Here is a 13970-nt window from a genome sequence, read left to right on the forward strand (position 1 = left end):
AAATGGCTTCAGTCGAGTTCCAGCACCACGACGCGCTGTCCGGCGCGCACTGGCGAACCCGGTTGCACACGAATCTCGCGCACCACACCGGCCATGGGCGCGAGCAGCGGGATTTCCATCTTCATCGACTCCAGAATCACCAGCACATCACCGGCGACCACTTGGCTGCCGACCTCCACCTGAACCTGCCAGAGGTTGCCGGCGATGTGGCTGTCGATGCTCTGCTGACCGTCGGCCAACAGCGCCTCTTCGGTCACTTGCGGCGTCGGTTCTTCACTGTCGAAATGCGCCTGACCGCTGGCGATCCAGCGCTCGCGCTCGGCGTTGAACGCACCTTTTTGCTGATCTCGAAACGCCGCAATGCTGTTGGCTTCCTTCGCCAGAAACGCCTGGTAATCCGCCAGGTTCAACTGACTGTGCTCGATGTTCAGAGCGAAGCGCCCGAGCGGGAAATCCCGTCGAATGCGCAGCAGTTCATCGGCGCTTACCGGGTAGAAGCGGATTTGATCGAAGAACCGCAGCAGCCACGGTTTGCCATCGAACGCGGCGACCTCGCGGTAGCGATTCCACATCTGCAAGGTCCGGCCGACGAATTGATAACCACCGGGGCCTTCCATGCCGTATACGCACATATAGGCGCCACCGATGCCCACCGAGTTTTCAGCGGTCCAGGTGCGGGCCGGGTTGTATTTGGTGGTGACCAGGCGATGCCGTGGGTCGAGCGGGGTGGCGACCGGAGCGCCGAGGTAGACATCGCCCAGCCCCATCACCAGATAGCGGGCGTCGAACACCGTGCGCTGCACTTCGTCGAGGTTCGGCAGATCGTTGATGCGGCGGATGAACTCCAGGTTGCTCGGGCACCATGGGGCGTCCTTGCGCACGGTGGTCATGTATTTCTCGATGGCCAACTGGCAAGCCGGGTCATCCCACGACAGCGGCAGGTGCACGATGCGTGAGGGAACCTGCAAGTCTTTGGCGGCGCACACGGCGTCCCACTCACCGGCGACGATGCCCAGCAGATCGGCAAGCGGCAGTTGCTCCGGTTGGTAATGCACCTGCAGCGAACGGATGCCCGGCGTCAGGTCGATCACCCCGTGCAGCTGTTTGCTTTCCAATGCCTGCATCAGCGCGTGGGCGCGGAAGCGCAGCACCAGGTCCAGTTCCGGTGCGCCGATTTCCAGTAACAGGTGAGTATCCCCCGACAACCGGGCGACCAACCGTGTATCTCCCTGGCCGATATCCAGCATCACAGGCGACACAACCCCCTGTGGGAGCTGGCTTGCCTGCGATGAAGTTGATGCGGTGTCTGATCGGGCCTCATCGCAGGCAAGCCAGCTCCCACAGGAATCCCATTTCAAGGCGAGGTTACGGGCGGTCTCGAGATCGACTGGTTGGAACTGCACCTTGTCTCCAGCCTTGAGCTGCCCGAGCTGCCAAAGATCCGCTTCGATCACCGTCACCGGGCAGACGAACCCACCGAGGCTCGGACCATCGGGACCGAGGATCACCGGCATATCACCGGTGAAATCCACCGCGCCAATGGCGTACGGATTGTCGTGAATGTTCGACGGATGCAACCCGGCTTCGCCACCGTCGGCCCGTACCCATTCCGGCTTCGGCCCGATCAGCCGCACACCGGTGCGGCTGGAGTTGAAATGCACTTCCCATTGAGTGGCGAAGAAGGTGCCGATGTAGTGTTCGGTGAAGTATTCCGGCGCGCCATGGGGGCCGTAGATCACCCGAATTTGCCGCACGGCCGGCAACTCGGTGACCTGCTCATCAGGCAATTGAACACCCGCGCTACGGTCGATCAAGGCTGGCACATGCAACACGTCCCCGGCACGCAACGCACGACCGCCATGGCCACCGAACTGACCGAGGGTGAAGGTACTTTTGCTGCCCAGGTAATCCGGCACTTGCAGGCCGCCGCGCAGGCACAGATAGCTGCGAGCGCCTGCACCGGCGATTGTGCCGAGATGCACTGTGGCCCCGGCCGGAATCAGCAGCGCGGTGTTCATCGGTGCCGCTTCACCGTTCAGCGTCAATGGAATCTGCGCACCGGTCACTGCCACAACCGCATCACAATTGAAGCGCAGCATCGGCCCGCTCATGGTGATTTCCAGGGCCGCTGCGCCTTCATCGTTACCCAGTAAAAGATTACCCAAACGCAATGCACGACTGTCCATCGGCCCCGACGGCGGCACACCCACCGCCCAGTAACCGAGACGCCCCGGATAGTCCTGAACGCTGGTCTGGGTGCCGGCGCTGATCACCTCGAAGGTGTTGGCCTGGTAGACCAGCGCTTCCAGGCAACGGGTCCATGGCTGGCCGCTGGCAAAGGGCACATCGAGCAGAATCTGTCGCAGGTAATCGCGGTTGGTTTCCACGCCGTACAGCAGGCTGTCGCCCAAGGTTTGGAGCAGATCAGCGCGGGCCTCTTCGCGAGTCGGCGCCCAGCGGATGACCTTGGCAATCATCGGGTCGAAGTACGGCGGGATCTCGCAACCGGCCTCGACCCACGTGTCGATGCGCAGGTGTTTGCCATCGGCGACGGGGAAACTTACCGCCGTCAGCAGGCCGGGGCTCGGTTGAAAATCGCGCCCCGGATCTTCGGCGTAGAGCCTTGCCTGGATCGCGTGGCCGTTAGCTTTCAAGCCTTGGCTCAATGCGTTCAATGGCGGTAAATCCCCGGCCGCCAGTTCCACCATCCAGCGCACCAGATCCACGCCCCACACTTGCTCGGTGACACCGTGCTCCACCTGCAAACGGGTGTTCACTTCAAGAAAATAGAAACGCTGGGCGTCACTGTCGAAGACGAACTCCACGGTGCCGGCGCTGCGGTAATTCACTGCCTTGGCGAGTTTGATCGCGGCAAGGCAGAGCGCTTCGGCCACGCCGTCGGGCAGGTTGGGTGCCGGGGTTTCTTCAAGGACTTTCTGGTTGCGCCGCTGCACCGAACAGTCGCGCACGCCGAGGGCAATCACCTCGCCCTGGCCGTCGCCGAACACCTGCACTTCCAGATGTCGCGCGCGCTGGATGTACTTCTCGATGAACACACCGGCGTCGCTGAAGTTGTTCTGCCCGAGGCGTTTGACAGCTTCGAAGGATTCGCCCAATTCGGCGGCGCTGCGGCACACGCGCATACCGATGCCGCCACCGCCGGCGGTGCTTTTGAGCATCACCGGGTAGCCGACCTGTTCGCCAGCGATCAATGCTGCGTCAAGGCTGTCGAGCAGTTCGGTGCCTTCGAGCATCGGCACGCCGTGTTGTTTGGCCAGGGCGCGGGCGGTGTGTTTGAGGCCAAACACGCGCAGTTGCTCAGGCGTGGGGCCGATGAAGGCGATATCGGCTGCTTCGCAGGCCTCGGCGAACGCGGCGTTTTCCGAGAGGAATCCGTAGCCGGGATGGATCGCCGTAGCGCCGGTGGATTTGGCGATGGCGAGGATTTTGTCCACGGCAAGGTAAGTGCCGACCGCGGCGCCTTCACCCAGGCTGTGAGCTTCATCGGCTTGCAGGATATGCAGGCTGGCGGCGTCGGCTTCGGAGTAAACGGCGACGCCCTTGACCTGCAACTCTCGCAGGGTCCGCAGAATGCGGCAGGCAATGGCGCCACGGTTGGCGATGAGGACTTTTTCGAACATGGCATAACCCCTGGAGGCGATAGCGCATCAGCCTCGACCTGGGATGCGGGCCGTCCCGCAGTTTTTCGAGATGCACCCGGGCCGTCCCGGATGAACAAAATTCACGCTTTTTTGTGGCGAGGGAGCTTGCTCCCGCTCGGCTGCGCAGCAGTCGCAAAACCTGCTGCTGTGGTCCGTCAGACATAGCGCGATAGCAGGGTTTGGGGCCGCTTCGCGACCCAGCGGGAGCAAGCTCCCTCGCCACAGGGATCAGCGTTGTTTGAGGCACTGGCCGGAGCGGGCCTGACACAGGGCAAACAACCACCGTCGCAAACGCGCAAGTTTCAGTTCCATACCAAAAGCTCCGCAGGCGTGGGGTTGTAGGCGTTGCACGGGTTGTTCAGTTGCGGGCAGTTGGAGATCAGCACGATCACGTCCATCTCGGCGCGCAGGTCGACGTATTTGCCGGGCGCTGAAATCCCGTCTTCAAACGTCAGCCCGCCATCGGCCGTCACCGGCACATTCATGAAAAAATTGATGTTCGGCCCGATGTCGCCCTTGCCCAGGCGCCCGTCGTGGGCGCAGGCGCGCAGGTAGTTGTCGCGGCAGCTGTGCATGTAGCGTTTTTCCAGGGCGTAACGCACGGTGTTGCTCTCTTGCGCGCAGGCACCGCCGAGGGTGTCGTGACGCCCGCAGGTGTCTTCGACGATGGTCAGCATTGGCTTGCCGAGGTTGGAATAGAGCACGCTGCCAGTGCTCAGGTAGACGCTGTTCTGCCGACGCAACGTGCGTTGCACGTCATAGCGTTCCCTGGGATTGGCAAGGCTGTAGAACAGAGTGTCGACCGCCTGATTGCCTTCCAGGTCGAGGATACGCAGGGTCTGGCCGGCCTTGACCTCCATCAGCCAGGGTTCACCGGCGGCGATGGTGGCGCGGTAGACTGCAGTTTCTGGTTGCTTGTGGGCGGTGGCGATAGCGAGTGACATGGCAGCGATCCTCAGGCGAACAGACGGTCGGTGTTGATGAAGCCGCGCTCGTTTTCCGGGCGCGAGGTGCGGCAATGTTCGGCGACGCTGGCATCGGCGTTTATCCAGCTCAGCTTCAGCGGTTTCGGTGCGTATTCCGGCGACGGATCCATCGGGTGTTGCAACGCGGTGAGTACCACCAGGGTGTCCATCGGCGCGTACAACTCGATGTAATCACCGGCCTTGGAATTGCCTTCGACGAAGTGGAAGCGGCCAGCCTCATCGACGTTCACCCGGCTGAACAGGTTGAGCGTCATCAGCAGGTCGGACAGGCCCAGTCCCCACTTGCCCAGCTCCACCAACAAGTTGTCGGTGCCGTTGCGGAAGAAACCGTTGCGCAGCTCTTGATAGCGGCCCTGGCCATATTTTTGTGCGACTTCTTCAGCGCAGAGCACGCCGCCGAGGCTGTCGCTCCAGCCACAGGTGTCGGCGGTGATGGCCGCCAGCACGCGGCCCATGTCCGAGTACAGGCAATGGCCGCTGGTGAGCTTGGCGGTGTGTTGGCATTTGAGGCTGTCGGGCAGATTCAGGCGTTCGGTTTTTTCGTTGGCGTTGAGCAACGTCAGGCTGACGTTGGCACCGCCGCGCAGGTCGGTCAGGCGCAGCAACTGGTCGCGTTTCAGGACGAATGAACGATGGCCGCCGCCGGGGAGCATTTCTTCGGCGAACGGCGGGAACAGTTGGGTCGAATCAGTCATGTGCAGATTCCTCTAAGCGATACGAAGCGTGCCTGCCAACTGAGCTGGCAGGGCGTCGACGGCGGCGCGGTTGGCGCGGCGGTCGCTGTTCAAAGGGATGTCGTAGGTGATGCGTGCGCCATAGGCGCCGGGGGCGTGCGGGTCGACACGGACCTTGTCGAACACCAGCAAACGGGTGCCGAGACTGAAACCTTCGGACAGGTCGTGGGTGACCATGAACACCGTCAGTTGCGTCTCGCGCCACAGCTCCAGCAGCAGGCTGTGCATGTCTTTGCGGATGCCCGGATCGAGGGCGCCGAACGGTTCGTCGAGGAGCAACACGCGGGGTTTCATGATCAGCGCCTGGGCAATCGCCAGTCGTTGCTGCATACCACCTGAGAGCTGCGCCGGGTACTTGTCCAGTGAATGGCCAAGGCCGACTTTGTGCAGCAACACCGAGGCGTGATCGCGTGCCTCTTTCTTAGTGCTGCCGAACAACCGCCCCAGTAATGGCGAGCGCGGCAGTTCGAGGCCGAGGGCGACGTTGTCCAGCACGGTCAGGTGCGGGAACACCGAATAGCGCTGGAACACCACGCCACGGCTCGAATCCGGTTCGCCAGCCAATGCCTGACCGTCCAACAGAATCTCGCCGCGACTGGCGCGCTCCTGGCCGAGTAATAGCCGCAGGAAGGTCGATTTGCCGCAACCCGACGCGCCGACCAAGGTGCAGAACTCACCTTCGTTGACGCTCAGGTTCAGCCCTTCAAGCACCACCTGATCGGCGTATTGCTGCCAGACGTTTTTCACTGTGATGAAGCTCATGCCCGCGCCCCTTCATAACTCATTTGGAGGCACCTTGGTGCCAGGGAAAGGCCCGTTGGGTCAGGCGCTTGAGGCCCCAGTCCATCATCCAGGCGAGCAGGGTGATCCACACCACGTAGGGCAAAATCACGTCCATCGCCAGGTAGCGGCGCACCAGGAAGATCCGGTAACCCAAACCGTCCGTGGAGGCGATGGCTTCGGCGGCGATCAAAAACAACCATGCCGAGCCGAGCATCAGTCGCAACGAGATCAGCAGGCGCGGCAGCAATTGCGGCAGCACCACACGCAGCATCAGAGTCCAGGTTGAAGCACCGAGGGTCTGCGCCTTGATCAGCAATTCCAGCGGAATTTCCCGGGCGCGCTGTTCCAGATCACGGGCCAGGCATGGGGTGATGCCGATCACGATCAGCATCACTTTCGACAACTCCCCCAACCCGAACACGATGAACAGAATCGGCAGGATCGCCAGCGGCGGCACCATCGACAGCACTGTCAGCACGGGCGATAACGGTGTGCCAAACAGCGGTAGCGTACCGGCGGCGATGCCCAGGCACAGCCCGGCCAACGCACTGATGCCGAGGCCGATGGTCAACCGCCGCAGGCTGGAGGCGGTGTCTTGCCAGAGCAGGTATTCACCAGTGCGGGCGTCGGCGGTGAAGGCCAGGCGTTTCACCGCGTCGGTCATCTGCACGGCACTGGGCAGCAGTTTGTCGTTGGGGTTGTCCATCAGCCGTTCGGCCGAGCCCATGAAGTAGGCGAACAGCACCAGGGCGAACGGCAGGATCACCAACAGCAGGCGACTCGGGCGATCCGGGTGGCGATTGATCAGGCGCATGGCCAGCTCCTCCTGTCTTACAGCTTGGCGTCGGCGGCCATCTGCACGTAAGTCGGATCGAAGCGCAGCTTGAGGTTGCCTTTATCGCCGCTGGTCACGCCATTGGCGAAGGCCATGCCGATGGCGCTGGTGTCCTTGGCGCCTTCACCCAGCAAGCCGTGCTGGAACGAGAACTCGGCGACCTTGCGCATGGTGTCGGGCAGTTGCTTGCTGGTGGAGAACGCCAGGGCTTCTTTGGGCGTGGCGAACAGTTTGGTGGTGTCGAGTTGCGCCTGGAAACCGGCCAGGTCGGTGCCCGAAGCTTTGGCCATGTGTTCGAGGGCGGCCTGGCTGGTGGCGTTTTTCGCGTTCATCAACGCGACCACTTCGAACCAGGCGCCGGTCAGGGCTTTGCCCAGGGCCGGGTTGTCTTTGAGGGTGGCGCTGTTGACCACCATCATGTCCATGATTTCGCCGGGGATCTGGCTGGAATTGAACACTTCAGTTACCGCAGGCTTGGCCTTGATGTCCGAGAGCATCGGGTTCCAGGTGGTGACAGCGTTGACCTGCTCGGTGTTGAAGGCGGCGGAGATGTCGGCGTCGGAGGTGTTGACCACTTTCAGGTCCTTCTCGGTGAGGTCTACCGAGTCCAGAGCACGGGCCAACAGATAATGGGAGACGGACAGCTCCACCAGATTGACGTCCATGCCCTTGAGGTCGGTGACTTTCTTGCCTTCGCCTTTGAGCACGATGCCGTCGTTGCCGTTGGAGAAGTCGCTGACGATCAGCGCCGTACTGTCGACGCCACCGGCAGCCGGAATGGTCAGCGCGTCCATGTTGGTCATGGTGCAGCCGTCGAACTGGCCGGCGGTGTATTGGTTGATGGATTCGACGTAGTCGTTGAGCTGCACCACATCGATCTTGATGCCGTACTTTTTCGCCCATTTGTCGACGATGCCCTGGCTGCCGGCATATTCCCAGGGCATCCAGCCGGCATAAATCGTCCAGCAGACGCTGAAATGGTCTTTCTGTGCGGCGTGGGACGAGACGCTCACGAGGGCTGCAAAAGCAGCGGCGAGCAGGGCGGGTAAACGAAGTCGGGACATGGGATGGTTCTCCAGTTGATCAAGGGCGGACAGGAAGGCAGCGGCACCGCGAACGGTGGCTTGTCTCCCGGGCTTTTGTCCCGCCGTGTAACCTCAACTGGAGGTCGCCAACTCTCGGACCAGTCACTCGCGATTGCGAGCCGGAACCCTAGTCAGCCATTGCAAATTGTGGTGCCGCGAACCTGTGATGACTCCTGCACGTCTTTGGTTAAGCGAGAGCCGTGCCAAGTCGGCTTGAGCGCTCTGGCTGGGGGCATGGAAGGGAGGGCGAGACAACCAGGGGAGGGCGCTTTGCCTTGTCATGGTGCGCAGCGCATGGGTATGCACCGTAGAAGGACAGCTAGCCGCTGATCTGAAGGTCGATGCGATCAGGCACTCGGTGCCTGTTTTAAAGTCAAAACAGGTGTGACTCGACTGCCGTTGCAGGTCTTTCAGGAGGCCTCCATGTTCTGTCAGAAAAAGCTCCGCCAAATACTGCTCAGTGTGTTTTTTGGTTTGGGTCTGTCCGGGTGTTACTACTATGTAGGGGGCGCCGATGTTTATCCGGCACCTTATTACTACCCCGGCTATTACTACTCACCTTACTACTACGGTGGCCCACGCTTTTACGGGGGTTATCGTTACTACTATTTCAGTGGGCCTCGCTATTACCATGGTGATCACGATCGCGGGCATCGCTAAACGGCTCATGAGCACAACGGCGCCTGCGGCTTACGCAGGCGCCGTTTTCTTTTGCGCAGGATGAAAAACCTTTCATCGGCTACTTGTATCGGCGTGTTACAGAAACGCACCAGATCCCGATTTCACTGTCTGATCTTTCGACAGTCGCCGAACAATTGACTGTCGCCTGCCAGCGTCGCTGGTGTGGCTCACTCGCGGTCCAGGAGGCCGCCATGCTCTGTCGAAAACAGCTCCGCCATATTCTGCTGATCGTTCTATCGGGATTGTTTCTTGGTGCGTGCGTGCCCTATTCCGATGGCGACAGCTACTACCGCTCGGATGTCTACACGTCCCCAGCGCCGTATTACTCCGATGGTGGTTACTACACAGCTCCGCGCAGGTATTACTCGCCGCCTGCACGGTATTACCAGCCATCGCCACGTTATTACTACCAGCCGCGGGTTTATCAACCGGCACCGCGCTATTACGACTACCGCGGCAACCAGAGTCGCGGATGGGACCGTCATGACCGCGGTGGTTGGGATGGTCGTCGCGACGGTTGGGATGGTCGTAGTCGCGGCAACTGGAACGACGATTCCCGGGGCCACAGTGGACGGGATCACCATGGCGGAAGAGGCGATCATGGCGATAACGATGGCCGAGGCGGCCGTCGCTAACTCCTCAATAGAAAGCGGCGCATGAAGCGCCGCTTTTTTGTGCCCGGATTTCAGTATTCCGACAGATCGGCCAACGGATGCCGACCTTCCCAGACCTTGTGAAAATGCGCTTCCACCGCCGCCTCCGGCACCGTGATGATATCCGGCCAGTGCCAGTGAGGTTTCTGGTCCTTGTCGATCAACCGCGCGCGCACGCCCTCGCTGAATTCCGGATGACGGCAGCAATTGAGGCTCATGGTGTATTCCATCTGAAAGACTTGAGCCAGCGACAGGTGCCGGGCGCGGGCGATCTGTTCCCACACCAGATGAGCGGTCAGGGGCGAGCCTTCAATCATGGTGCAGGCCGCACGACTGAGCAGCGGGTCTTTATGAACGCGTAGCGCACTGATGGCCTTCCAGGCACAACGAACGTCGCTGACATCCAGCAACTCGTCGATCTGCTGGCGTCGTGGCAGCCACTGCGCTTCGGGCATTTTTACGAGCGCTTCTTGTTGCAAGGCCTTGAGCAGGCTGTTGAGCTGCATGGCGGTCTGTTCCTGCCAGTTCAATTGCAGCAAACCTTCGATCAGCTCCGGCTGTTGTTGATCGAGCAAAAAGCGGTCCGCGAGGTCCAGATCGATTGCATCGCGACCGTTCATCCGGGCGCCGGTCAGGCCGAGAAACAACCCGAGCTTGCCGGGCAACCGCGACAGAAACCAGCTGGCGCCGACGTCCGGGTACAAACCGATACTGATCTCCGGCATCGCCAATCGGCTGCTCGGCGTGACAACCCGAATGCTCGCCCCTTGCAGCAGCCCCATGCCGCCACCCAACACGTAACCATGACCCCAGCAGATCAATGGTTTCGGGTAGGTGTGCAACTTGAAGTCGAGGCGATATTCTGCCGCGAAGAAGTGCGCAGCCAAGGGCGGTACTTCTCCGGGATGGGCGCGACACGCTTCCACCAGACTGCGCACTTCACCGCCGGCGCAAAAGGCCTTGTCGCCATTGCCGCGCAGCAGTACACAAACGATCTGTGGTTCCTTGGCCCAGGCGTCCAGTTGATCGCGCAAGGCGTTGATCATCGGCAAGGAGAGGGCGTTGAGGGACTTTTCGGCATCCAGGCTGGCGATGCCGATGCGTGCGCCGTCGGTGCCGGTGAGTTCTTCGAAGTGCAGATTCATCATGACCTCGATCGGGAATTTGAGCGTTCAGTATGATCGCTCTATAGGAAAATGCCGGATCTGCGTCAGATCAATTGACAAGCGTGATGGGCTTTCCTAGGGTTCGCCCCATTGTTTTTGCCGGATGTAACCATGACTGCTGACGATCGTATCAAACTCGAACCGAGCTGGAAGGAGGCCCTGCGTGCCGAATTCGACCAGCCTTACATGGCAGAGTTGCGCACATTCCTGCAACAGGAGCGCGCGGCGGGCAAGGAGATCTATCCGCCGGGACCGTTGATTTTCAACGCGCTCAACTCCACGCCGCTGGACAAGGTCAAGGTGGTCATCCTCGGGCAGGATCCATACCACGGCCCGGGTCAGGCCCATGGGCTGTGCTTCTCGGTGCAACCGGGTGTACCGGCGCCGCCGTCGCTGGTGAACATCTATAAAGAGTTGAAACGCGACCTGAACATCGACATCCCCAACCATGGCTACCTGCAGAGTTGGGCGGAGCAGGGCGTGTTGATGCTCAATACCACCATGACCGTGGAGCGGGCGAATGCCAACGCCCACGCGGGCAAGGGCTGGCAGCACTTTACCGACCGGATTATCGAAGTGGTCAGCGAGCACCAGCCGCATCTGGTGTTTTTGCTGTGGGGCGCGCATGCCCAGAGCAAGCAGAAACTCATCGACGCCACCAAGCATTTGGTATTGACGTCGGTTCACCCGTCACCGCTGTCCGCTTATCGCGGCTTCCTCGGGTGCGGGCATTTCAGTCGGGCGAACAAGTTTCTGGAACAGAATGGCGAGACGCCGATCGAGTGGCGGTTGCCGCCGGTGTGAAGAGTGTGAAGAGTGTGGCGAGGGGGCTCATATCAGACGGAATCCGGCTCCCGGTTCCAATACCTGAACAACGGCTCTGCCAAAAACAACACGAACAACAGCCGCATCACCTGCATCGCCGTCACCAGCGGCACTGACAATTGCAGGGTCTCAGCCGTCAAACTCATCTCGGCAATCCCGCCGGGCATCATGCCCAGCGTCAGCGAACGCAGATCCAGATGGGTCAATACACTCAAACCCAGCGCCGCCAGCGTGGCGATCAACATGGTCAAGACCGTGCCGATCAGGGTCCGGCCCATGAAGGACGGTGCCCGTCGGAAGAACTGTCGATTGAAGTGGCAGCCCAACCCGCTGCCGATCAGCCACTGGCCGATCTGACTGCCGCCGTTGGGCAAGCCGATGTGCAGGTCCCAACCAATGCTCACTGCCGCACTCACCAGCAACGGCCCGAACAGCCAGGGGTTGGGTTGCCGCAGGCGCTCCCAGATCCAGGCGGCCAGGGCGCCCGCCGGGAACAGAAGGGCCAGCCACCACCAGTTGACGGTCGCTGCATGCAAGGCCGGCGCACCGTCGCCCAACAGATACTTGAACGCCGCTGGCACACACAGCACCACCACCAGCACCCGCAAGCTTTGTCCCGCCGCGACACGGCTGAGCACCGCGCCATTGCGGGCGCCGAGGTTGACCATCTCCCCGGAGCCACCGGGCATGCTGGAAAAGAACGCCGTGGCGCGATCTTCGCCGGTACGCCGCATCAACCAGACCCCGACCACCGCGGACAGGCTGGTGACCAACGCACCGAAGAAGATCAGACCGAAGTGGCTCAGCACCTGCTCCATCACCACCGGGGTGAAGTGCAGGCCGATGCCGATGCCGACAACCCACTGGCCGCACTTGCGCCCGCCAGGGATTTCCGCCAGTTGCCAGGGTGTCAGGCAGCGCACGAGGATGATCGCCAGTAACGAGCCGACCATCCACGGTAGAGGCCAGCCGATCTGGCTGGCGAGGTAACCGCCCAGCAGACCGACCAGCGGTGTTCCCCACCAGGCTTTGAAGGGTGTTCGATCAGGCATCGGCGATAGCGCGCCGGGCGACCGAACGTTTGCGCCAGATGCGCAGCAGCGGCATCAGCAACATGATGGCAGTCAGCACCCAGCAACCGAACGTGATCGGGCTCGACCAGAGGATTTCCAGTGCACCGTTGGAAATCGACAGCGCGCGACGCAGGTTCTGTTCCATCAGACCACCGAGGATGAAGCCCAGCAGTACCGGCGACAACGGGAAGTCCAGCTTGCGCAGGATGTAGCCGAAGATGCCGATGCCGATCATCAGGAACAGGTCGAAGGTGGTGGCGTGTACGGCGTAGACGCCGATCCCGGTGATGATCGCGATCACCGGCACCAGTGCCCAGTTCGGCACGGCGAGGATGCGGGTGAAGATGCGGATCATCGGGATGTTGAGGATCACCAGCATCACGTTGGCGACGAACAACGACGCGATCAGGCCCCAGACGATGTCTGGCTGCTGCTGGAATAACAGCGGGCCCGGGGTGATGTTGTACAGCGACAGTGCGCCGATCATCACCGCCGTGGTACCCGAGCCTGGAACACCGAGGGTCAGCATCGGCACCAGGGCACCGCAGGCTGCGCCACCGATGGCGGTTTCCGGAGCCGCGAGGCCACGCATGTCGCCTTGGCCGAAAGTGCCCTTGGCACCGGCGATACGTTTCTCGGTCATGTAGGCCACCGCGCTGGCCAGCGTCGCGCCGGCACCCGGCAACACGCCCATGATGAAGCCCAGCAAACCGCAACGGACGTTTACCACGAACACCGCCGAAGCTTCCTTGAAGTTGAACATCATGCGCCCGGTGGCTTTCACCGCTTCCTGGCCACGGTGGGTTTTTTCCAGCAGCAAGAGGATTTCGCTGATGGAGAACAGGCCCAATACCAGCACGACGAACTGAATGCCGTCCGTCAGATGAATGTTGTCCCCGGTGAAACGGTATACGCCGCTGTTGGCATCGATGCCGACGCTCGACAGAAACAGACCGATCAGCGCTGCAATGAAGGTCTTCAGCGGTCGGTCGCCGGCCATGCCGCCGAGACAGACAATCGCAAACACCATCAGTACGAAATACTCCGCCGGTCCGAAGGCAATCGCCCATTTCGCCAGCAGCGGGGCGAACAGCACCATGCCGCAAGTCGCGATGAAGGCACCGATGAACGAACTCCACGCCGACAGCGACAGCGCTACACCGGCCAGACCCTTGCGGGCCATCGGGTAACCGTCGAGGGTGGTCATGACGGTGGAGGCTTCGCCCGGAATGTTCAGCAGGATGGAGCTGATCCGGCCGCCGTATTCGCAACCCAGGTACACCGCCGCCAGCAGGATCAACGCCGACTCCGGTGGCAGGCCGAGGGCGAACGCGATCGGAATCAGCAACGCCACGCCGTTGATCGGCCCCAGCCCCGGCAGCAGCCCGACGACGGTCCCGATCAAGGTGCCGCACAGTGCGGTCACCAGGTTGTACGGGCTCAGCGCAACGCCGAAGCCCTGACCCAAATAGCCAAGAGTATCCATA

General features: G+C 61.4%; 12 protein-coding genes and 1 riboswitch. Of the genes, 3 read left to right on the forward strand and 9 right to left on the reverse strand.

The window, feature by feature from the left end; translation table 11 throughout:
* Positions 1-8 precede the first annotated feature (8 nt).
* The 6 genes from uca to F475_RS23585 form a co-directional block, all read right to left on the reverse strand.
* A complete protein-coding gene (gene uca / locus F475_RS23560; protein ID WP_111454847.1) occupies positions 9-3641 on the reverse strand; it encodes an urea carboxylase in 3633 nt (1210 codons plus the stop codon).
* A 323-nt stretch (positions 3642-3964) separates the two neighbouring features.
* The gene (locus F475_RS23565; protein ID WP_111454848.1) at positions 3965-4606 is read right to left on the reverse strand and encodes an urea amidolyase associated protein UAAP2; all 642 of its coding nucleotides are present in this window, start codon (positions 4604-4606) and stop codon (positions 3965-3967) included.
* A gap of 11 nt (positions 4607-4617) precedes the next feature.
* Entirely contained in the window at positions 4618-5343 is a 726-nt protein-coding gene (locus F475_RS23570) for an urea amidolyase associated protein UAAP1 (protein WP_111454849.1), read from the reverse strand.
* A gap of 12 nt (positions 5344-5355) precedes the next feature.
* Positions 5356-6144: an ABC transporter ATP-binding protein gene (locus tag F475_RS23575; protein WP_018926801.1), complete on the reverse strand. Its 789-nt coding sequence runs from the start codon at positions 6142-6144 to the stop codon at positions 5356-5358.
* 19 nt (positions 6145-6163) lie between these two features.
* Positions 6164-6979: an ABC transporter permease gene (locus F475_RS23580; protein ID WP_111454850.1), complete on the reverse strand. Its 816-nt coding sequence runs from the start codon at positions 6977-6979 to the stop codon at positions 6164-6166.
* Between the two features lie 17 nt (positions 6980-6996).
* Positions 6997-8064, reverse strand: coding sequence for a putative urea ABC transporter substrate-binding protein (locus F475_RS23585; RefSeq protein ID WP_111454851.1), 1068 nt, complete (start codon positions 8062-8064; stop codon positions 6997-6999).
* Positions 8065-8126: 62 nt separating this feature from the next.
* Positions 8127-8227, reverse strand: a riboswitch (guanidine-I (ykkC/yxkD leader).
* Positions 8228-8508: 281 nt separating this feature from the next.
* Here F475_RS23585 and F475_RS30840 point away from each other — a divergent pair.
* A complete protein-coding gene (locus tag F475_RS30840; protein WP_018926798.1) occupies positions 8509-8745 on the forward strand; it encodes a hypothetical protein in 237 nt (78 codons plus the stop codon).
* A 212-nt stretch (positions 8746-8957) separates the two neighbouring features.
* Positions 8958-9401 carry a hypothetical protein gene (locus F475_RS23595; RefSeq protein ID WP_082920899.1) on the forward strand — a complete coding sequence of 148 codons (444 nt, stop codon included), beginning with the start codon at positions 8958-8960 and terminating at the stop codon, positions 9399-9401.
* Between the two features lie 50 nt (positions 9402-9451).
* Here F475_RS23595 and F475_RS23600 read toward each other — a convergent pair whose 3' ends face one another.
* Positions 9452-10564 (reverse strand): enoyl-CoA hydratase/isomerase family protein, encoded by a 1113-nt coding sequence (locus F475_RS23600; RefSeq protein WP_111454852.1) that lies wholly within the window; start codon positions 10562-10564, stop codon positions 9452-9454.
* A gap of 132 nt (positions 10565-10696) precedes the next feature.
* Between F475_RS23600 and ung the strand changes: the two genes are divergently transcribed.
* Positions 10697-11389, forward strand: a complete 693-nt coding sequence (ung, locus tag F475_RS23605; RefSeq protein ID WP_019580851.1) for a uracil-DNA glycosylase — start codon at positions 10697-10699, stop codon at positions 11387-11389.
* 32 nt (positions 11390-11421) lie between these two features.
* Here ung and F475_RS23610 read toward each other — a convergent pair whose 3' ends face one another.
* Complete coding sequence (locus F475_RS23610) at positions 11422-12462, reverse strand: AbrB family transcriptional regulator (protein ID WP_018926794.1); 1041 nt, start codon at positions 12460-12462, stop codon at positions 11422-11424.
* Positions 12455-13969 carry a tripartite tricarboxylate transporter permease gene (locus F475_RS23615; protein WP_064619745.1) on the reverse strand — a complete coding sequence of 505 codons (1515 nt, stop codon included), beginning with the start codon at positions 13967-13969 and terminating at the stop codon, positions 12455-12457. Before F475_RS23615 ends, F475_RS23610 begins: the two co-directional genes overlap by 8 nt.
* Position 13970: the final 1 nt, after the last annotated feature.

The sequence above is a fragment of the Pseudomonas sp. URMO17WK12:I6 genome, from assembly GCF_003253625.1.
Taxonomy (GTDB): Bacteria; Pseudomonadota; Gammaproteobacteria; order Pseudomonadales; family Pseudomonadaceae; genus Aquipseudomonas.

What these genes read in the sequence shown, in the direction of transcription:
- uca (WP_111454847.1), bottom strand. Translation starts at nt 3,641, where the DNA reads ATGTTCGAAAAAGTCCTCATCGCCAACCGTGGCGCCATTGCCTGCCGC.
- F475_RS23565 (WP_111454848.1), bottom strand. Translation starts at nt 4,606, where the DNA reads ATGTCACTCGCTATCGCCACCGCCCACAAGCAACCAGAAACTGCAGTC.
- F475_RS23570 (WP_111454849.1), bottom strand. Translation starts at nt 5,343, where the DNA reads ATGACTGATTCGACCCAACTGTTCCCGCCGTTCGCCGAAGAAATGCTC.
- F475_RS23575 (WP_018926801.1), bottom strand. Translation starts at nt 6,144, where the DNA reads ATGAGCTTCATCACAGTGAAAAACGTCTGGCAGCAATACGCCGATCAG.
- F475_RS23580 (WP_111454850.1), bottom strand. Translation starts at nt 6,979, where the DNA reads ATGCGCCTGATCAATCGCCACCCGGATCGCCCGAGTCGCCTGCTGTTG.
- F475_RS23585 (WP_111454851.1), bottom strand. Translation starts at nt 8,064, where the DNA reads ATGTCCCGACTTCGTTTACCCGCCCTGCTCGCCGCTGCTTTTGCAGCC.
- F475_RS30840 (WP_018926798.1), top strand. Translation starts at nt 8,509, where the DNA reads ATGTTCTGTCAGAAAAAGCTCCGCCAAATACTGCTCAGTGTGTTTTTT.
- F475_RS23595 (WP_082920899.1), top strand. Translation starts at nt 8,958, where the DNA reads ATGCTCTGTCGAAAACAGCTCCGCCATATTCTGCTGATCGTTCTATCG.
- F475_RS23600 (WP_111454852.1), bottom strand. Translation starts at nt 10,564, where the DNA reads ATGAATCTGCACTTCGAAGAACTCACCGGCACCGACGGCGCACGCATC.
- ung (WP_019580851.1), top strand. Translation starts at nt 10,697, where the DNA reads ATGACTGCTGACGATCGTATCAAACTCGAACCGAGCTGGAAGGAGGCC.
- F475_RS23610 (WP_018926794.1), bottom strand. Translation starts at nt 12,462, where the DNA reads ATGCCTGATCGAACACCCTTCAAAGCCTGGTGGGGAACACCGCTGGTC.
- F475_RS23615 (WP_064619745.1), bottom strand. Translation starts at nt 13,969, where the DNA reads ATGGATACTCTTGGCTATTTGGGTCAGGGCTTCGGCGTTGCGCTGAGC.